Origin of the sequence: Mycobacterium paragordonae (assembly GCF_003614435.1) — a bacterium.
Taxonomy (GTDB): Bacteria; Actinomycetota; Actinomycetes; order Mycobacteriales; family Mycobacteriaceae; genus Mycobacterium; species Mycobacterium paragordonae.
Window position 1 is genome coordinate 167,804 of the sequence record NZ_CP025546.1, and the last position, 19,000, is coordinate 186,803.

Annotated in this window: 21 protein-coding genes and 1 pseudogene; 16 read left to right on the forward strand and 6 right to left on the reverse strand. The window is 68.0% G+C overall.

The features are described from left to right. Window positions 1-97 precede the first annotated feature (97 nt). The 3 genes from C0J29_RS00790 to C0J29_RS00800 are packed head-to-tail and all read left to right on the forward strand — an operon-like array spanning window position 98 to window position 2,398. On the forward strand, window positions 98-1,015 hold the full coding sequence (locus tag C0J29_RS00790) for a metal-dependent hydrolase (protein ID WP_120794458.1): 918 nt from the start codon (window positions 98-100) through the stop codon (window positions 1,013-1,015). Next, window positions 1,012-1,200 (forward strand): ferredoxin, encoded by a 189-nt coding sequence (locus C0J29_RS00795; protein WP_065161551.1) that lies wholly within the window; start codon window positions 1,012-1,014, stop codon window positions 1,198-1,200. Before C0J29_RS00790 ends, C0J29_RS00795 begins: the two co-directional genes overlap by 4 nt. Before the next feature lie 4 nt (window positions 1,201-1,204). Beyond that, entirely contained in the window at window positions 1,205-2,398 is a 1,194-nt protein-coding gene (locus C0J29_RS00800) for an NAD(P)/FAD-dependent oxidoreductase (protein ID WP_120791229.1), read from the forward strand. A 6-nt stretch (window positions 2,399-2,404) separates the two neighbouring features. Here the strand turns inward: C0J29_RS00800 and C0J29_RS00805 are convergent, their stop codons facing one another. Further along, window positions 2,405-3,148 carry an SHOCT domain-containing protein gene (locus C0J29_RS00805; RefSeq protein ID WP_120791230.1) on the reverse strand — a complete coding sequence of 248 codons (744 nt, stop codon included), beginning with the start codon at window positions 3,146-3,148 and terminating at the stop codon, window positions 2,405-2,407. 98 nt (window positions 3,149-3,246) lie between these two features. Here C0J29_RS00805 and C0J29_RS34945 point away from each other — a divergent pair. The 10 genes and pseudogenes from C0J29_RS34945 to C0J29_RS00850 all read left to right on the forward strand — a co-directional run. After that, window positions 3,247-3,873 (forward strand): annotated as a pseudogene (locus tag C0J29_RS34945) (DNA polymerase I); the annotation flags it as partial. Beyond that, window positions 3,868-4,614: a DNA polymerase gene (locus tag C0J29_RS34950; protein ID WP_443094024.1), complete on the forward strand. Its 747-nt coding sequence runs from the start codon at window positions 3,868-3,870 to the stop codon at window positions 4,612-4,614. The pseudogene C0J29_RS34945 and the gene C0J29_RS34950, both read left to right, overlap by 6 nt. A 105-nt stretch (window positions 4,615-4,719) precedes the next feature. After that, window positions 4,720-6,222: an FAD-dependent monooxygenase gene (locus C0J29_RS00815; RefSeq protein WP_277950731.1), complete on the forward strand. Its 1,503-nt coding sequence runs from the start codon at window positions 4,720-4,722 to the stop codon at window positions 6,220-6,222. Between the two features lie 8 nt (window positions 6,223-6,230). After that, entirely contained in the window at window positions 6,231-6,653 is a 423-nt protein-coding gene (locus C0J29_RS00820) for a nitroreductase family deazaflavin-dependent oxidoreductase (RefSeq protein WP_120791232.1), read from the forward strand. Between the two features lie 261 nt (window positions 6,654-6,914). Continuing rightward, complete coding sequence (locus C0J29_RS00825) at window positions 6,915-7,733, forward strand: alpha/beta fold hydrolase (RefSeq protein WP_242460589.1); 819 nt, start codon at window positions 6,915-6,917, stop codon at window positions 7,731-7,733. Window positions 7,734-7,746: 13 nt separating this feature from the next. Further along, window positions 7,747-9,162: a WS/DGAT/MGAT family O-acyltransferase gene (locus C0J29_RS00830; protein WP_120791233.1), complete on the forward strand. Its 1,416-nt coding sequence runs from the start codon at window positions 7,747-7,749 to the stop codon at window positions 9,160-9,162. Between the two features lie 134 nt (window positions 9,163-9,296). Beyond that, complete coding sequence (locus C0J29_RS00835) at window positions 9,297-9,764, forward strand: hypothetical protein (RefSeq protein ID WP_120791234.1); 468 nt, start codon at window positions 9,297-9,299, stop codon at window positions 9,762-9,764. Between the two features lie 23 nt (window positions 9,765-9,787). Then, complete coding sequence (locus C0J29_RS00840; RefSeq protein WP_277950756.1) at window positions 9,788-10,765, forward strand: methylenetetrahydrofolate reductase C-terminal domain-containing protein; 978 nt, start codon at window positions 9,788-9,790, stop codon at window positions 10,763-10,765. Then, on the forward strand, window positions 10,762-11,517 hold the full coding sequence (locus C0J29_RS00845; protein WP_242460590.1) for a class I SAM-dependent methyltransferase: 756 nt from the start codon (window positions 10,762-10,764) through the stop codon (window positions 11,515-11,517). The genes C0J29_RS00840 and C0J29_RS00845 overlap by 4 nt, the downstream gene beginning before the upstream one ends. Window positions 11,518-11,652: 135 nt before the next feature. Continuing rightward, a complete protein-coding gene (locus C0J29_RS00850) occupies window positions 11,653-11,883 on the forward strand; it encodes an MbtH family protein (RefSeq protein ID WP_065045972.1) in 231 nt (76 codons plus the stop codon). 63 nt (window positions 11,884-11,946) lie between these two features. On the opposite strand, the gene malQ is transcribed toward C0J29_RS00850, so the two are convergent. The 4 genes from malQ to C0J29_RS00870 all read right to left on the reverse strand — a co-directional run bounded on the left by malQ (window position 11,947) and on the right by C0J29_RS00870 (window position 16,443). Continuing rightward, complete coding sequence (gene malQ, locus C0J29_RS00855; protein WP_120791236.1) at window positions 11,947-13,959, reverse strand: 4-alpha-glucanotransferase; 2,013 nt, start codon at window positions 13,957-13,959, stop codon at window positions 11,947-11,949. A gap of 98 nt (window positions 13,960-14,057) precedes the next feature. Then, a complete protein-coding gene (locus C0J29_RS00860) occupies window positions 14,058-14,546 on the reverse strand; it encodes a MarR family winged helix-turn-helix transcriptional regulator (protein WP_120791237.1) in 489 nt (162 codons plus the stop codon). A 27-nt stretch (window positions 14,547-14,573) separates the two neighbouring features. Then, window positions 14,574-14,990, reverse strand: a complete 417-nt coding sequence (locus tag C0J29_RS00865) for a DUF5313 domain-containing protein (protein WP_065045969.1) — start codon at window positions 14,988-14,990, stop codon at window positions 14,574-14,576. Window positions 14,991-15,252: 262 nt separating this feature from the next. Then, window positions 15,253-16,443: a cytochrome P450 gene (locus C0J29_RS00870; protein WP_120791238.1), complete on the reverse strand. Its 1,191-nt coding sequence runs from the start codon at window positions 16,441-16,443 to the stop codon at window positions 15,253-15,255. Window positions 16,444-16,571: 128 nt separating this feature from the next. On the opposite strand from C0J29_RS00870, the gene C0J29_RS00875 reads away from it, so the two are divergent. After that, window positions 16,572-17,291 carry an NUDIX hydrolase gene (locus C0J29_RS00875; protein WP_065161541.1) on the forward strand — a complete coding sequence of 240 codons (720 nt, stop codon included), beginning with the start codon at window positions 16,572-16,574 and terminating at the stop codon, window positions 17,289-17,291. A gap of 2 nt (window positions 17,292-17,293) precedes the next feature. On the opposite strand, the gene C0J29_RS33260 is transcribed toward C0J29_RS00875, so the two are convergent. Next, on the reverse strand, window positions 17,294-17,575 hold the full coding sequence (locus C0J29_RS33260) for a hypothetical protein (RefSeq protein ID WP_082978129.1): 282 nt from the start codon (window positions 17,573-17,575) through the stop codon (window positions 17,294-17,296). Window positions 17,576-17,635: 60 nt separating this feature from the next. Between C0J29_RS33260 and C0J29_RS00885 the strand changes: the two genes are divergently transcribed. Further along, entirely contained in the window at window positions 17,636-18,151 is a 516-nt protein-coding gene (locus tag C0J29_RS00885; protein ID WP_370530887.1) for a glycine-rich domain-containing protein, read from the forward strand. 60 nt (window positions 18,152-18,211) lie between these two features. Next, complete coding sequence (locus tag C0J29_RS00890; RefSeq protein ID WP_120794462.1) at window positions 18,212-18,997, forward strand: acyl-CoA thioesterase domain-containing protein; 786 nt, start codon at window positions 18,212-18,214, stop codon at window positions 18,995-18,997. Window positions 18,998-19,000: the final 3 nt, after the last annotated feature.

A 19,000-nucleotide genomic window follows, 5' to 3' on the forward strand; every position in this document is an offset into this window, starting at 1 on the left:
AACGGTACGCATAGACAACAGTCCGATTGGGTACGCGGCCAGATGGACAGAAGAACGACCGCCGCTTCCCGCGGCCGGTCGCAGGGAGGAGCTTATGATGCCGGAGGTCGCGTTACATCAGGAGGGTCACCCGAAGTATCGACGGATGGTCCGCTTCGACTGGTCGGACACACCGCTGCACTGGGTGCCCGACGACCCGTTCTCGACGCACATGATCAACGTCCTGCACCTGTTGCTGCCCGAGGGCGAACGTCACTTCATCAAAGCCGTCCTGGAGGCGTCGTCGCTGGTCGATGACCCCGAATTGGAAGCGGCGATCAAGCCGTTCATCCAGCAGGAATCCTGGCATGCCTGGGCGCACCAGGTGGTGCTCGATCATCTGGCCGAGCAGGGTATCGACACCAAGCCGTACACCGACCGGCTGGGCAAGACGCTGTCGGTCTCCCTGGGCGATCCGCCGAAATTCTTTCCGCGGGCGCTGCGGCGCTGGTGGTTGTACCGACGACTGGCCGATGTCGCCGCGCTCGAGCACTTCACCGCGATCATGGGCCAGTGGGTCTTGAGCAACCGCGGGCTGGATTATGCGGACGCGGACCCGATGATGCTGGACCTGCTGCGCTGGCACGGCGCCGAAGAGGTCGAGCACCGCTCCCTCGTGTACGACGTCTACCAGCACGTCTGCGGCAGCTACGCCATCCGGGCGTTCTCCATGTTGATGACGGCCCCGCTGTTCATCGGGTGGTGGATCGCGGGAGCCCGCTACCTGATGGCCCACGACCCGACCATCGACACCAAATGGCGTCTGCGGGACTGGTTGCGGGCGGCGCGGGACGACCGGCTGCCGGGTCCGTGGCAGCTCTTCGTGACGGCGCCCGCGAGGTACCTGCGGCCCGGCCACCACCCGAATGACGAGGCGTCCACCGAGATGGCGATCGAATACCTGGAGTACTCGCCGGTCGCCAAGGCCGCCCGGGAGCGGGCCCGAGCCCAAGCGGAAAGGGTCGACGTTCGATGAAGGTTCAGGTCGACCTGGACACCTGCGACGGAAACGGCGTGTGCATGAGCATCTGCCATGAGGTTTTCGACGTGCGGGAAGACGGACTGCACGTGCTGCAGGAGCAGCCGCCGGAGCAGTTGCGTCAGCAGTTGAAGGGGGCCGAAGTGTCGTGCCCCACCCAGGCGATCCTCGTGAAGGACTGAGGAGATGCTCGATCAGGTGGTCGTGATCGGCGCCGGCATAGCGGGGACACGGGCGGCCGAAACACTCCGGCAGCAGGGCTACGAGGGTGAACTCACCATCGTGGGCGGCGAACGCCACGCCCCCTATCATCGGCCGCCGCTGTCGAAGAAATTTCTCACCGGCAACGTGCATCGCGCGGGCATCGACATCGCCCCGCAGTTCGACGTCGACGCCCGTGTGCTGCGCGGGGCGTCGGCCGTCGGGCTCGACGTCTCGGCACGAACCGTTCAGTTGCGCGATGACGGCCGGGACCGGTCGCTGCGGTTCGACGGACTGGTCATCGCCAGTGGTGCGGTCCCGCGCCCGTGGCCCGGCGGTCCGGTCCCCGACGGGGTGATGCTGCTCCGCACGGTCGAGGATTGTCTGGCGATCCGGGAACGGCTCGGCACCCGCCCCCGGATCGTGGTGGTCGGCGGCGGCTTCATCGGTGCCGAGGTCGCGGCGACCTGCCGGTCGCTCGGGCTGGACGTGGCGCTGATCGAAAAGTCGGTCAACCCGCTGGCCACGGCCCTGGGACAGGAGATAGCGCCGTGCTGGGCCACCCTGCACCGCGAGCACGGTGTCGACCTGCGGGTCGGTGTCGGCGTCGAGGAGATCGTCGGCAACGGACATGTCAAGGCGGTCCGGCTCACCGACGGTTCGCAGGTTCCCGCCGACCTCGTCATCGTCGGGCTGGGCGTGACGCCGGCCACCGAGTGGTTGCAAGATTCGGGATTGCGGGTGGATGACGGGGTGGTCTGTGACGCCACCGGCCGAGCCGAAGGCGGTACCGATGTCGTGGCGGCCGGGGATGTCGCGCGCTGGTGGCATCCGCTGTACGAGCGGCACCTGCGAACCGAGCACTGGGAGGACGCCGGGCGTCAGGGCGCCGCCGCCGCGCGCACCCTGCTGGCCGGTCCCGACCGCGCCCAGCCGCACGACGAAGTGCCCTACTTCTGGTCGGATCAGTACGACGTCAAAGTTCAGATGCTAGGTGTGCCAACCGATTACGACGCGGTACAACTCGTCGAAGGCGACCCGAACCGATGGGAGTTCGTCACAGCCTACGGGCGCGGCGGCCACACCATCGCGGTGCTCGGGACGATACCCAACCGGGTTTACGCCTACCGAGACGCCATCAAGGGCCGCGCGGAGTTTCCGCCGCGGCCGCCGTCCTGACCAAGCTCAGAGCCGGCTGAGCAGTTCGGCCTTCTTCGTGGCGAACTCCTCATCGGAGATGATGCCGCGCTCGTGCAGCCCGGCCAGAGACTCGATGGCTGCGACGACGGCCCCCGGGTCGCCGGCCTGGTGCTGCGGGGCCGGTGCGGACGTCGGCGTCTCGGCCACCTGTTGGGCCCCGAGCTCGGTCAGGCTGGACACGTCGAAGGTGCCCAGCTGGCTGGTGAAATTCACCGACCCGTATCCGCCACCCTGCTGCTGTTGCACACCGGTGATCTGGTGTTCGTCGGTGTCGAACACCTTCGTGACGCCGTTGACGTGGATCGCCAACCGCCGGGTGGCCGGGAAGATCGCGTAGCGCACGCTGTTCTGCCCACCGGACGAGGTGGGCACGCCCAGGTCCGCCGGCCACCAGTTGGCCGCGGTGAAGCCGCCCTGGGACTGGGTGGCGGTGGCCGGCGTGGCAGTGGAGCGAAACACCGTGGTGGAGGCGAGCAGCTGTGCCAGCTCGCCGCACAGCGCGTCGACGCGGGCCTTCAACGCGTTGTCGAACATGTTGCCGACCATCGTCATGCCGCCCCGCATCCATTGGCCGGAGCCGCCGAGTTCGGGAATGGAGAACTGGGCCATGGTGCCGCCGCCGGCGTGGATGGCGAACAGCATGGCCAGAACAGCATCGCGGGACAGCCCGTGGCGCTGCGCGATGTCGGTGATGGCGTTCTCGGCCTCGGGGGTGACCGTTGCCTGCATAGTCTTGGATCTTTCGTTGTCGGTGCAGTGGCGAGACTACCTACGGGTACCCCGCGATGCCGGTCGGCGAATCATGGCCAAAGATGAACGGCGTGAGCTTCGACGTGCGCGGACGGATATCGCGGAACGGTGAGCTCGCGCCCTGGCTGGCGGAGAACAGCCTCGGCAACCGGTTCGGGTTGGCGGTCGCCGGTAGCGACGAGGGCTACCGGTCCAGAGCCGTTGCCCTGGCAATCGTCGCGGCCGACGGGGACGGCCGCTACCTCGACCTCGCGGCGTTGACCGATGACGACGAGGCGGCGTTGGCATCGTGGCTCGCCGACCCGGGTCCGCCCAAGGCGGTGCACCGCGGCAAGTGGACGATGCATGCGCTGCGGAACTGTGGCTGGACGCTGCATGGTGTCACCTCCGATACCGCGCTGGCGGCGCACCTGCTGCGTCCCGGGCGGCTCGCGGTGCGGGGCGGCCCCGGGCTCAACGACCTCTTGATTGATCACATGCGCTGCGCGCTGCCCGACGAAACCTTAGAGCTGCAACTGTTTTCGTCACATCCCGACGAGCGCGCCGTGCGCGCGCTGATCCTGCGGGCGTGCGCGGTGCTCGATCTTGCCGACTTGCTCGACGAAGAGTTGGCCCGCATCGATTCCTCGTCGCTGATGGAGCGGCTGGAGTTGCCGGTGCAGCGGGTACTGGCCGACCTGGAGACCGTGGGCGTCGCCGTGGATCCCGCGGACCCCAGGGATCCTGGGGTCACGCCGGACGGGCGGGTCCATCCCACGTACCACCAGACCATCTCGGCCACCGGAGCTCTGTCAGCTTCTGGTCCGAACCTGCGCGGCGTCAGCGCGGGGTTCAGGGCCGGCGCCGGCTACGCCGGGTTGCTGACCGCCCGTTACGACGCGCTGGAGATACGACTGTTGGCGCACCTGTCCGGCGATATCGGGGTGCTCGATGCTGCTGCGGCCGACCCGTACCCGGCCCGGACGGTGTCCCGTGCGCTCGCTTACGGATGGACCGCCGGCGAACTGGCGGCCGCGCTGAAGATCTCGCGCGGTGACGCCAAAGAAGTTGCCGCTCAGCACCTTTCCGACCTGGTACGCACCCGGCTGGCCGGGGTTGTCGACGATGCCCACGAACTGGGTTATGCGGCAACCCTGTCGGGTCGCCGCAGGTATCTGCCGGACCTGAACAGTCCCGACCCGGTGTTGCGCGACGCCGCTCAGCGGGCCGGGTGCGCCACGGTGCTGCAGGGCGGGGTGGCCGATGTCGTTAAAGCGGCCATGGTCAACGTCGGCCGGGCCATCAAGGCCGCCGGGTTGGCCTCGCGGATGGTGGCGCAGGTCGATGACCGGTTGGTGTTCGAGGTGACGTCCGGCGAGCGCGATGCGGTGGCGACACTCGTCTGCGAACAGATGGCTTGCGCTTATCAGCTCGATGTACCGCTGTCTGTTTCAGTCGCGCGCTAACTCCCCTCACCTTCAACCTATATCCGACTGGGGGGCTTGCGGCAAGGCCGGGGTCGTGCTGCAAAATCGCTGAGCTAAGCCAGAACTCAGCGAAACGGGGGAAGTGTGAGAACTGAGCATGCGGTCGTAGTAGTGGGCGCCGGCCCGACCGGGTTGATGCTGTCAGCCGAATTGGCTTTGGCCGGAATCGATGTCGCCGTCGTCGAACGTCGCGCTGACCAGGCCCTGATCGGTGCACGTGCGGGCGGTCTGCATTCCCGCACCATCGAGATCCTCGACCAGCGCGGGGTCGCTGACCGGTTCATCGAGCAGGGTGAAGTGGCCCAGTTGGCCGGCTTCGCGCAGATCCGTCTGGACATCAGCGATTTCCCCACCCGGCACCCCTACGGACTTGCGTTGTGGCAGAGCCATATCGAGCGACTATTGGGCGAGTGGGTGGATGAGCTCGCGGTCCGCGTCCATCGCGGTCGAGAGGTGACCAGTGTCACCCAGAGCGACACCGGCGTGCATGTCCAGCTCGCCGACGGGGGGTTGCTGGGGGCCGAGTTTCTGGTGGGGTGTGACGGCGGACGCAGCGCGGTCCGGAAGGCGGCCGACATCCCCTTCGAGGGTTGGGACCCCACCGCGAGCTATCTGCTGGCCGAGGTCGAAATCGATTCGGATGCAGGAGAACCGGAGTGGGGCATCCGGCACGACAGCCTGGGTGTGCACGCGCTCAGCAGGACCGGCGACCGCGGACCGGTCAGGGTGATGGTGACCGAGGAGAGCTTGGGGGCGGCGGGCGAACCCAGCGTGCGCGACCTGAGTCGTGCGATGATCGACGTTTATCAGACGGACTACGGAATCCACAGTCCCACTTGGATTTCCCGGTTCACGGACGCGGCCCGCCAAGCGGCGGTGTACCGGCAGGGCCGGGTGTTCCTGGCCGGCGACGCCGCCCACGTGCACCACCCCATCGGTGGCCAGGGGCTCAACACCGGCATGCAGGACGCGGTGAACCTGGGATGGAAGCTCGCCATGGTGGTCAACGGGATGGCGGTCAACGGGACGGCGCCCGACCGGCTGCTCGACACTTACCAGGACGAACGCCATCCGGTGGCCGCGCGCGTGTTGCGTAATGCGATGGCCCAGATGGCGTTGCTGCACCAGGATGACCGCACCAACGCGTTGCGGGATACGACCGCCGAACTGCTCGGCATGCAGGAGCCCCGGAAACGATTCGGCGCCATGATGTCTGGTCTGGACATCCGATACGAGCTCGGTGACGGGCACCCCCTGGTGGGGAGACGGATGCCGGATCTCGATCTGGTGGGCACCGGCCGGCGGGTGTATGAACTGCTGCACCGGGCCCGGCCGGTGCTGCTCAATCTCGGCGAACCCGGCGGCGTCGACATCACCGGCTGGGCCGACCGGGTGCAGGTGGTGGATGCGAAACTCGATGACGCGTGCGAGCTTCCGGTGCTCGGCGCGGTGGCCGTCCCGGGCGCGGTACTGATCCGGCCGGATGGACATGTCGCGTGGGCGGGGGAGCCCCCACACCCCGGCCTGACGGAGGCGCTGACCACCTGGTTCGGGGTGCGGAATGGACAAACCGCACCGATGCGTTAGAAACGGTTATGGCTGAAAACGTTGAACTGAGCCCCACGGATTGGGTACGCGAGCAGACCGAGCGGATTCTGAGGCAGGGCACCACCGACGGGGTCGAGATCTTCGACAAACCCGTCGTCCTGCTGACCATGACCGGCGCGAAATCCGGTAAGAAGCGCTACGTACCCCTGATGCGGGTCGAACACGACGGCCGCTACGCGATCGTCGCGTCGAAGGGCGGCGCGCCCGAGCACCCGGCCTGGTACCACAACGTCAAGGCGAATCCCGCGCTCACCGTGCAGGACGGCAAGCAGGTACACAACCTCACCGCGCGCGAACTCGAGGGCGCCGAGCGCGAGGAGTGGTGGCGCCGCGCGGTCGAGGCTTACCCGCCGTACGCCGAATACCAGACGAAAACCAGCAGGCAGATCCCGGTCTTCGTACTGGAGTGAGCTGAGCGACGGTGCCGGTTTCGCGCCTCTCGGCAAGTGGTCGCTCGAAGCGACGATTCTGGTGTGGTACCCGGGGGAAGTATCCGGCACCGTCGAATTCAGTAACGACGGGAACCCGTCCGGATATTCCGGTTGGCTGTGACGGCGGCAGCTGTTCTAATATCCCCCATCGTCAGCGTCCGTCCACGAGGGATTCCACTGCCGCGGCTGCCCAAGGTGCCCGCGCTGGCTCCCGTTGCACAGCTGCCGGATGGGGTCGTCGTGGACCTCCCCGGGCGGGGCAGCACGTACGTTCTCGACTCCGGTCCCAGCGACGGGCCGACCTACATCCTGCTGCACTCCCTGGCCTGCACCGGCCTGATGACGTGGTACCCCGCGCTGGACGTGGTGCGCGAGTTCGGCCGGGTGGTGATTTTCGATCAGCGATGCCACGGCCAGGGGATCTCGCCGCCCCGGATGCTGTTCGAAGACTGCGCGGACGACGTGGCGGCGCTGGCCGACGTACTCGACATTCCCAGCTTCGTGCCGGTCGGCTACTCGATGGGATCGCTGATCGCGCAGCTGGTGTGGCGGCGCCACCGCGAGCGTGTCGACGGGCTGGTGCTGTGCGCCGCGACCGCGGCGGTGAGCCGGGCCCGCTACGAGCGCGTGGCCACCGGGCTGTTCGCGGCCCTCATCGAAACTTTGACTCCCGCACCGCGTGCCGGCGGGCCGGCTGGTGCGGTGCCCACCGGGCGCTTCGCCGACTACCAGTGGGTGCTCAATCAAGCTCGCGCCACATCGCCGGGTGGTATCACCCGCGCGATCGCCGAGGTGGTCCGTTTCGACTCGACCACCTGGGTCGGCGACATCGACGTCCCGACGGCGGTCGTGGTGACGATGAAAGACCGTGCCTTCGGCGTGCAGCGGCAGAAGTGGCTGGCGCAGCGCATTCCGGGTGCCGAGATGGTCCCGGTCGACGCCGGCCACGCCGGGTGCACACTGCAGCCGGCCGCGTTCGTCCCCGGGCTCGCGCGGGCGATCGAATCGGTCCACCACCGGCTCCCGACACCCGAGTGCGCCACCCGGGCGGCCCGATAAGGAAGGCGGCCCGGTGAAGCGACTGAGCGGTTGGGATGTGCTGATGCTGGCCAGCGAGACGCCCAACGTGCATCAGCACACTCTGAAGATCGCGGTCGTCGACACCAGCGGCTTCGAGGGCGCGCCGACCTTCGACGCGTTCCGCGAGGTGTTCCGTGCCCGGCTTCCGGTGCTCGAACCGATGCACTACCAACTGGTGACGACGCCGTGGCATCTGCACCGCCCGGTCTGGCATGAGGACGCCGAACTCGATCTTGACTATCACCTGCAGCGGGTAGAGGTTCCCGCGCCCGGCGGACGACGGGAACTCGACGCGGTCATCGGGCGCGTGGCCAGCACGCCGCTGGACCGCGGCCGCCCGCTATGGCAGTTCTATTTCGCCGAAGGGCTCAGCGATCAGCGCATCGCGGTGATCGGCAAGATCCATCACGTGCTGGCCGACGGTGTCGCCTCGGCGAATTTGATGGCCCGAACGTTGCAGTGGTCCGATGCTCAGGACGCGGCGGGTGCTGCCTTCGCTGCGCCGAGGACGCGGGACGTGGTGCGTTTCGCCGCACGCGACCACCTGGCCCGCGTCCGGACGCTGCCATCGGCGGTGCGCGACGGCGTCGTCGGCGCTTACCGGTTGCAGCGTCGCGCGCGGCAGCGTCTGGCGCATCCCGATCTTGCAGCGCGGTTCGATCCACCGCCCACGTTCCTCAACCACAAGCTCTCGCCGGGACGGACCTTCGCCAGCGGTGTGTTGCCGCTCGCGGAGGTCAAAGCGCTCAGCAAAAAACTGGAAGTGACTATCAACGATCTGGTGCTCACCATCGCGGCGGGCGCGCTGCGGCGGCTGCTGCTTGACTACGGCGAACCCCCGGACCGGCCGCTGATCGCGTCGATACCCACCGCCACCGACACCTCGCCCGACCGGATCGCGGGTAATGCGTTGGCCACCATGCTGGTCTCGTTGCCCGTGCAGGTCAGCGATCCGCTGGACCGCCTGGACCTGATCCGCACCTCCACGCGCATCGCCAAGGAAGACCACCAGTTGCTGGGACCGACCCTGGTCGGCCGCTGGCTGGAGTTCATCCCGCCGACGCTCACCCGCGCCACCTTCGGGTGGATGTCGCGGCGCGAGGCGCCCAACCAGCTGTTCAACCTGATCGTCTCCAATGTTCCCGGCCCGCGCGAACGCGGCCGGATCGCCGGGGCAGTGGTGACCGACTTCTACTCCGTCGGACCGCTTGCCGCCGGCTCGGCCCTGAACATCACCGTCTGGAGTTACGTCGACCAGTTGAGCGTCTCGGTACTGGCCGACGACGCGACCCTGAAGGACACCCACGAGGTGACCGATGCGTTCGTCGCCGCGTTCGCGGAATTGCGCCTTCGAGCCGACGGGAACGCCGACGGGAACAGCGACATTTCCGCGGCCTCGGCAGGTTAGCCAGACGCGGCGAAATCGGGGCCGAAATGCGCACGCCGGTTTACCGGCACAGCCCATCGGGTAATTCCGAGTGCGTCCGCCTGATCCGACAAGCATCGAAATCCAACGGCTGAAACCGCTGGAAGAGGACCGACATGAGTGCCAGGCACCACCTGCGCGAGCCACGGGATACCAAACCGTCCGGCAGCGTATTAGGGGTCGTGTTCGGGAAGGCCTGGCGCATTGTTTTCGGTTCGCTGATTGTGGCGGCGGCATTGGCCGCATTCGTGGTGAACGTGGTCGGGTCGGAGCACGAGGCGCCGCGGGCTGCTGACCAGAACGTCAGCCAGGAGGGGACGCTGATCGCGGTGTCGTCGGGTTCGGTCACTGCGCGCGGCCGTGATGGGATCATCCGTACCTACCTGGTCACTCCGCAGACCGCGGTCATCACCCGGGCGGGCAGCCAATTCGCGGTGAACGACGAAGTGGACATCATCGGTACCATCCAGAACGGCACCGTGCTGGCTACCGCGGTGGCGCACCGCGACCTGGGCCACGGGGACGGCCCGCCGATGGATTATGTTGCAGGCCAACCGGTGAGCGGCGCACTGGACAGCGACTGAGTGTCGCAGTGAGCGAAACTGCGGTGGCGCCTGATGCGGGTTGCCCGAAACGGATGGAATACGGGCCGTGCGGTGGGGTGCGGCCGGACGGCCAATGCGAGATGCGTTCGGGGGCTTGCACATTCACCGATATAGTGCCCTGGAATGGTCCGGTGCGAGGTATGGTGCGGGGTCCGGTGCCATTGGTGTTGACCGATTTCAGCTGTGCGCCCTTTGATCGCGATGACGTCGCGGCGACCGCGGCGGTGCTGGCCTCCTCGTGTGACGCGGTGCTGGTGGGTGAGCACCAGAACAAGCCCGATTTCCCGCCCACGCTGATGGGATCGTTGCTGCTGGACGCGGGTGTCGCCCCCTGGATCACGTTGTCGTGCCGGGATCGCAACCGGATCGTCCTCGAGCAGGAGCTGCGCGGCCTGCGCACCATCGGCGTGGACACCGTGCTCTGTGTGACCGGCGACGGGCGCGGCTATGACGTGCGCCCGGACGTCACTCAGACTTTCGATCTGGATGGGCTGCGGTTGGTGTCCCTGGCCGCGTCGCTCGGGGCGGTTCCGGCGGTGCCGGAGACGCCCACGGCTCCGCCGGTGGCGGCACGGCCCGCCCGGCTGGTCGAGAAACAGCGGGCGGGCGCCGCCCTGGCGGTGCTCAACCATGTGCCGTTTCCCGACATGATCGCCGAATTCATGAAATCTGCTCGGGCGCAGGGTTTGTCGATTCCGGTGATCGCCGCGGTCGCGGTTTTCACCGACAGCGTGTCGGCCGCCGTACTGCAGGGTCTGCCGGGTCTCGAACTTGATCCGGCCGTGACGGAACGCGTCTTGAGCTCGGCGGACCCGATCGCGGCCGGGATCTCGGCCGCGGTCAGCGAGGCGCAGTCACTGCTGTCGATCGACGGCATCGAAGGGGTGAACGTGTCCGGCCTGGCATCGGCGTCGGGCACTCGCGTCGGCGCCGAGATCAAGGCGGAGGTCGGCCGGCTGATCCGGGAGGGGGTCGCGTGACCGAGGCGATGCAGGCGGAGTTCGACACGGTCGCGGAATGGACCGCACAGGTCGCCGCCGACCTCGGCGCGGACTACCACGTGCCGGCAGGCTGCCGGGGAAGCGGCAGCCCGGCCGCGCTGGACTGGCTCGTCGAGCATATGGAAATCGGCAGCGGCGCAACATTTTTAGACTGCGGCGCCGGCGTCGGAGGGCCGGCCGCGTATGCGGCGCAACGCCAAGAGTTGCGGCCGGTACTCGTTGAACCCGAGGCGGGCGCATGCCGCGCTGCAAGAAGGCTGTTCGGCTATCCGGTGATGCAGGCGGTGGGATCGAAATTGCCACTCGCGGAGGCGAGTTGCGACGCGGCGTGGTCGCTCGGTGTCTTGTGCACCACGCCGGATCAGCTCGCGTTGCTTGCCGAGTTGCACCGCACCGTGCGTCGCGGCGGGCGAATCGGGTTGCTGGCGTTCGTGGCTCACCGCGAACTGGCGGACGATCAGCTGGAAGGTAACCACTTCCCGACCCCGGACCGGTTGCGTCAACTAGTGCACGAATCGGAGCTGCACGTCGAGCACTGGCTGAGAACCGCTGAGCTGCCGGCAATTCCGGCGGAATGGAACGAGCGGATGAACGCCGTGACGGACGAGCTGACCCGTCGGCACGGGCATACCGAGGCCTGGCAGCTGGCGGAGCGCCAGAGTTCACGGATCGGGCAGCTGCTGGAAGACGGCACGCTGACCGGCGAGCTACTGGTTTTGCGGCACGCGTGAGCCACCCTTGACGGCGGGACCCCGGTCTTCGTTGAAAGCACCGACCTTGGTGGCCCATCCGACATAATCTGACCGGCGGCGGTATCTTTCGACAAAGTGCTCGCTACCTCAGCCACATCGATCGGGAGGTGACCCGTGAGCGTCAACCCGTTTGACGACGAGAACGGCAGCTTCGTCGTCTTGATCAACGACGAAGAACAGCACAGCCTGTGGCCAACCTTTGCCGATGTCCCCGCCGGCTGGCGGGTGGTCTACGGAGAGGCGGCACGAGCCGACTGCCTGGAATACATCGAGCAGAACTGGCCCGATATCCGCCCGAAGAGTCTGCGCGACCGGCTAGACCAGCAACGGGCGTCCGACAACTGATTTGAAGCGGCCGAGGCGACGCGCGGCTTCCTCGCGATGTTGGGGGCGGAGCCCGCATCCCGTTTACCTGGGCCGGTCGGCCTCCCGAAAGACGGCGGTGATCTCCGCGACCCGCGGATCCGCCTGCAGCTCTTCGAAAGTCTCCGGCAGCGGCAGCCGCCAGTTCGGGTACTCATCGATCGTTCCCGGCAGATTGGGCTGCCGGACCTCAGCCAGCACGTCGTAGGGCGAGATCAACTTCAGCCGACTCGGCGTGGCCGCCAGCAACCGGTGCATCGCGGTGATGATCTTGGGCAGGTCGCGCTCGTCGTCGGGCTCGGCTTCTCCGTCGGGCAGCAGCCGTTCAGATCGCAGCAGGGCCAGCCACTCGGCGCGCTCCCTTGCGGCCGAATTCTGTTCGGCCGGAACGTCGTTGAGCAGTCCGAGGTCGGCCCGCGCCCGCACGTGTTCGGCACGCAAGAACCCTGCGGCCGTCGGCAGGTCGTGCGTCGACAGACTGGCCGCCGCCCGGGCGGGCCACTTCGACGGCGCCAGCAACGGCTCCTCGGCGACCGACTGATCGCGGGTGAACCACGACACCGCGCAGCCCAGCATTCCGTTGTCGGCCAGCGCCTCGGTGACCTCGGGTTCAACGGTGCCCAGGTCCTCGCCGACGACGGTGGCCTTCGCGCGGTGCGCCTCCAGCGCAAGTACCGCCAGCATCGCGTCGGCGTCGTAGTGCACGTAGGTGCCGCGGTCGGGGCCGTCACCCGGCGGGATCCACCACAGCCGCCACAGTCCGGCGACGTGGTCGATCCGTAGCCCGTCGGCGTGAACGAGTACGGCGCGCAACATATCTCGCAGCGCGCCGTAGCCGGTCGCGGCCAGTCGGTCCGGGCGCCAGGGGGGCAAGCCCCAGTCCTGGCCGCGCGGGGTGAAGTTGTCCGGGGGCGCCCCGATGCTCACTCCGGTGGCCAGTACGTCGGCCAGCGCCCAGGCGTCGGCGCCGTCCGCGTCCACGCCCACCGCAAGATCGTGCAACACCCCGAGCGCCATGCCGGCCTCCCGGGCGGTGGTCCGCACGGCGATCAGTTGCTCGGCGCAGCGCTGCTGCACCCAGGCATGGAATCCCAGCCGCGAGGCCAGCTCCCGGCGGGCCGCGGCGACGGCCGGTCCGTTGACATCCCGCAGCGGTGCGGGCCACCGGCTCCAGCGGCCGCCATGCCGTTCGGCCAGCGCGCAGTACGTGGCCCAGTCCCGCAGTCCGGTGGATCCGGGTGACTGGTCCAGCGGCGACGGCCGGCCCTCGGCCCGCCACAGCAGTTCGAGCGCCGACCGCTTGGCCGCCCACACCAGATCGTGGTCGATTCGCTCGGTGGTCGGCGAGACGCGTAGCGCGTCCACTTCGGCGCGTATGTCCGGGTCGGCGCGATGGTAGGCGTCGAGGTCCTCGACGCGCAGCGCCAGCGGGTTGGCGAAGCGCCGGCTCGACGGGGTGTAGGGCGAGGGCTGCACGGGGTGGGTGGGGCCGGGCGCGTGCAGCGGGTTGAGCAGCACGGCGCCGGCCCCGTGCTGGGCAGCGGTCCAGTCGATGAATTCGCGCAGATCCCCCAGGTCGCCGATACCCCAGGACTGTGCCGAGCGCAGCGCGTAAAGCTGCAGCATCCAGCCCCAGGTCTCGGGTGTCGAAGGCACCTGTGCGGGCGCAGCTACTAGCGTGGCCCGCTGGCCGTCGCGGGTTTCGACCTGGTACCACCCGAGCGGCAGGTCGGCCGGCAGCTCGTCGCGCACGTCGATGCGCGCGCCGTCCTCGGCTTCCAGCGCGACGGCGCCCGGCAGCGGTCTTGGACGGCCATCGACCCGCACGGCAACGGTAGGTGGTAGGACGCCGGCGCGATCGGCCTCGGTGAGCTTCGCCAGCTCGCGGCGGCGGTCGGCTTCGGTGCCGGCCTCGACGTCGAGCAGCCCGAGTACGCGGATCACGACGTCGGCGTCGACGTCGACCGGCTCCCGGCGTTCGTTGCGGTAGGAGGTCGCCACGCCGTGTGCCGCGGCCAACTGGCGCAAGCTCTCGGAGGCTGGGAGGGGTTTGGACACAGCGCGGGGTATACCCGGGTCAGTGTTTCTCACACCCGCGAAAGCCAGTGTGCTGCCGCAACTTTTGGTTAGGCGTGTCTTGGTTAGACGTGTCTTGGTTAGACGTCGAGCGCGCCGGCCGCTACGGCGGCGGCGTTGATCTTGGTCAGCACCTCACGCAGATGCTCGAGCTCGGCGAGATCGACGCCCAGCCGCTCAACCACCGCCGGGGGCACTTTGAGCGCTTGTCGGCGGAGGTTGCGGCCCGCCGCAGTCGGCGCGATGTGTGTGGTCCGCTCGTCGGCGGCGCTGCGGGTCCGGGTGATCAGCCCTTGTGACTCCAGGCGCTTGAGCATCGGCGACAAGGTGGCCGAGTCGATCTGCAGCAGCGTGGCAATGTCTTTGACCGATAGGGGATTGCCGCCTGGCTTTGTTTTCGCGTTGTCCCACAACGCGAGCATGACCAGATACTGCGGATGGGTAAGACCGAGCGGTTCCAGCAGCGGCCGGTATACCGCGAGCACGGCCCGGTTAGTGACGGCGAGCGCGAAGCAGACCTGGCGCTCCAACGACAGCGGGTCGAGATCTGCGGCGGCTTCAGTGCGCATGGCGTCATCGCTCCTTCGTCGCGTCGCTCAGAACGGGCTGCTGTTGTCCTGCCACTTCGCCTCTTCCGGACGAGGGCCGTAGCGCCGGGCGTAGTCGTCGTGGATGTGGGCCTGCTTCTGGCGTTTGATGACGTCGACCAGGCCCGGGTCCAGGCCGTGTTGGGCCAGCCGGTGACGACGCCACACCTTGTTCAGTGCCAGGGCCATCAGCAGGACCCAGATGAAGATCGGCGCCGTCATCTCCGAGTGCACGTACAGCGATGCCGGCAGCAGCCAGAGCGGGGCCAGCACGAGGGCCGCGGGAATCGCCATCCGGATCAGGTGCCGGCGGATGGCGCCGGGACCGGCGAGGTCGCGGGACACCCAGTCGCGCATCGAGTCGGGCAGACGGCGCCCGTAGCTATAGCCGATGTACTGCCACAGGTTCGGGCGAGCGTTGGACATGGTCGCTCCTAGAGCAATCGTGAATCGAGGCCGTCGTTGGCTCCGACGCTCTGATTGTACCCTATTAGTTAGTGGCCTAACTATGTGGGCGTCGTCACGCTGAGCCGTCACGCTGAGCCGCCACGTCCCGCCTCCGCCGCCGCCCGCGAGTGGGAATACGGCGACGCTGAATCGGCGTGTCCCGTCGTGCGATTCACGCTCGGCGCGCGAGCCCGGGCGGCCGGCACGGTCCGGGCACGGCTAGGTCGCCACTACACCCAAGTCAGGCCGCGACCAGTTTGATCGGCAGGTGCTCGTGCCGGTGGATGATGTTATTGACCGCCCAGGTCGGCTGCCCGGTCACTTCGATCCGGTCGACGCGTTCCAACAGGGCCCGCAGGATTGCGGCCGTCTCCATGCGGGCGAGACCCTGGCCGGCGCACGCATGGGTGCCGTTGCCGAATCCGATCTGACGGCTCGCGTCCCTGCGGATGTCGAAGGTATCCGGACTGTCCCACTCGGCTTCGTCCCGGTTGGCCGACGCGTACAGGATCAGCAGCCGGGAACCGCCGGGAATCGGCGTGCCGTCGATTTCCGTGTCGTCGCGGACCTGACGGGCGAAGGCGCGCAGCGGTGATTCGTAGCGGATGACTTCGTTGATCGCATTGGGGATCAGAGCGGGGTCGTCCTTGAGTAGGCGCCATTGTTCGGGATGTGTAGCCAGTAGGTAGACGGCGTTGGAGATGGAGCTGATCGTCGTGTCCAGCGAGGGGGCGATGTAGTCCACCATCAGCTTCGGGCATTCCGCATGGGTGAGTTTGCCGTCGTCGGCGGCACGGAGCAACTCGTGCGCCATGCTGCCCTCCAGCACGGAGCGGTTGCGCACTACCCGGCGCGCGAACATCAGCATCTGCAGACTGCGCGGAATCGCTTTCACCGCTTGCCAATTCAACGGACCAAGGATGTCGAAGGTGGCGCCACCCCAGGCGATGAGATGCTCACGCTCGTCGCGCGGCCATCCGACGAGATCGGGAACGATCGCCAGCGGCAGCGCGGTGGCGAGGTCGGCGACCGCGTCGACGGCGCCTCGGCGTACCGCGGCTTCGACGACGGCATCGGCCTGTTCGTCGATCGATTCCCCGACCGAGCGCAGCGCCCGCGGCAGCAGCCGGTGCGCAAGCAACTTGCGGCGGTGATCGTGTTCGGCCCCGTCGCTGTTGAGGGTGGTGCCGCGGGACAGTCGATTGCTCAACGGGTTCAGCGCGACTCCGTTGCCCGAGATGAACAGCCCGTCGTTGCGCAGCGTGGCCTTGCATTCCGCATACCGCGGCAGCGCGTACACCCGGTGCCGGCGCAGCCACACCACCGATCCGGCCCGGCGCAGTCGCCGATAGTGCGGGTAGGGGTTCAGCAGGGCGTCGGTGGCGTAGATGTTCGCGCGGTCGACGGCCACGCCGTCCGCAGCTGGACCCATGAAAAGGCCTCCTCGGAACGACGCGGGGCAACTCTTGACGAAATCGTCACATACTGCACGCGTCCCGTCAATATTTTCTGACGAAATCGTCACCCGACCGGGTGAAACCACGGGCATATGGTCGAACGGTGACCATCACCTACGACGACGTCCTGCGCGAACAGATCCGGGCGCGGTTGGCGGTCCATGAACGCCGTACCGTCACGGACCCGACGAAGCGGCATGCGGCGGTTGCGGTGGTCCTCGTGGACTCCGAGAGCGGCGAAGACCGCGTGGACCCCGCGCCGTTGGAGGAATGGCTGGACGGCCGCCCCCTGCCGGACGAGAGGCTCGACGGTCACATGATCGACGTCGCCGGAGGAGCGGCATTTCTGTTGTGCCGTAGGGCGTCTCGGCTGCGGACGCACGCCGCCCAGTGGGCGCTGCCCGGTGGCCGGCTGGACCCGGGTGAAACGGTGATCGAGGCCGCGCTGCGGGAATTGGACGAAGAGGTCGGTGTCCGGCTGCCGGAGTCGACGGTGTTGGGCCTGCTCGACGACTACCCGACCCGGTCGGGATACGTCATCACGCCGGTCGTCATCTGGGGCGGCGGCCGGCTGGAGCTGCGCCCGGCTCCCGATGAAGTGCTGGCCGTCTACCGGGTGGGGCTGCACCAGCTGCAACGCGCGGATTCGCCGCGCTACATCAGCATCGAGGAAAGTCCCCGTCCGGTGGTGCAGATCCCGTTGGGCAACGACCTGATCCACGCGCCGACGGGTGCGGTGCTGCTACAGCTGCGGTGGCTGGGATTGGAAGGTCGCCACGATCGGGTCGATGAGCTGGAGCAACCGACGTTCGCGTGGCGGTAGCGTCAGTTGCTGCCGCCGCAGCCTCCGCCGCCACAGCCGCTGCCGCCGCCGCAGCCGCTGGACCCGCCGCCACAACCGCTGGAGCCACCACTGCAGCCGCTGGAGCTGCAGCTGCTGCCTCCGCCGCAGCCGCTCGAGCCGCCGTCGGATCCCGATCCGGATCCCCAGATGCCGTTGTTGGAACCTCGCCCCCGCCCGAAGTCCGGCCGGCGGATGGCGAATGCGACAAGCCACGCCACGCTGATGCCGCCCAACGCGATCAGCAACGCGACTCCGCTGTTCATGCGCAAAGGCTACGCGAGGATTCCCCAGGTAATCCGCGGCAATTTCCGGCGCCCCTTACAGTGAGGGGCGTGTGGGGCCGACGACCCAATCGCTATGGTCGGGCGCGCGTCGCGGTGGCCGGGCTCGAACTTCCTCCGGCCGTGTTCAAGACCTGCCCGTGGCAGCCGCGCGCGCTGGTGGAGACCGGCCTGCGGCAGTGGCTGCGCTGTTGCGCGGCCGCCCTACCGGACGACCAGGTGATAGGTATGCCGTCGCGCGCGGTCGATGAGGCCTGGCATGGGCTGATCCTGTGCACCGCGCGGTATGCGGCGTTCTGCGACCGGGCCTACGGGAGGTTCCTGCACCACCACCCCGAAGGCGGCGCGCCCGCTGACGCAAGCAGTGACTCGGCGGCCGAGCAGCTGCGCAGGACGATCATCGCCTGGGAGTTGGTCGCCGAGCCCGGCGAACAGTGTGTGCTGTGGGATCTCGACGAGCGGGTCGGTGTCGACCAGCCCTGGGGTGTGAGCGCCGATCGTGTCGCCGAAATCCGGTCCGCGGTGGCCCGCACCAGAGCCGGCGCCAGGGTGCGGTAGAAACACGGGGTGCAAGGCAACTTCGACGACGATGCCGCGGTATCGCAGCTGCCCTACTTCCTGCGCGACCAGAACCGTTTTCTACCAACCGAAATCGCGCGGGGCGGGTGGGGGCCTTCGTTGAGCGGCCACGTGGTCGGCGGCCTGCTCGGTTGGGCGGCCGAACAGCTGGTGGACGACCCGCAATTTCAACCGGCGCGTCTGACCATCGACCTGCCCCGCCCGACCGCCCTGGAACCGGTCGAGGTGCACACCCGGGTGCGGCAGGACCGCCGGCGCCTGCGTCTGGTGGAGGCCGAACTCGTCCAGAACGGCAACCCGGTCGCGCAGGCCAGTGTGCTGTTTCTGCGGCGCGGCCCGCAGCCCGACGGACACGTATGGTCTCAACCCATCCCCATGCCGCCACTCCCGGCCGAGCAGGGCGCCGTCGAGTCGCTGTTCATCCGGACTTACGGCTGGGGCGCGGATATCCAGAACCCCGATCCCGAGTGGGCGGAAACACCGGGCCAGAAGTACACGTGGCTGCAGGAGACGCGCCCGCTGGTCGATGCCGAACCGATGACCGCCTTCACCCGCGCGGCGATGGCCGGCGACATCACGGCGTCGATCGCCAACTGGGGAGCCCGCGGGCTGCAGTTCATCAACGTCGACTACACGCTCACGCTCAGCAGGCTGCCGGAAGGGCCCCACCTCGGCTTGGCCTCGCTGACCCACTACAGCGACGACGGAGTGGCCACCGGCTCGGCGGCGCTGGTCGACCCCGACGGTCCGATCGGCAACTGTGTATCGGTTGCCATCGCCCAGACCGGGTTCCTGGCCCCGCCGAAAACTATTGCGGCGCAATAAGTG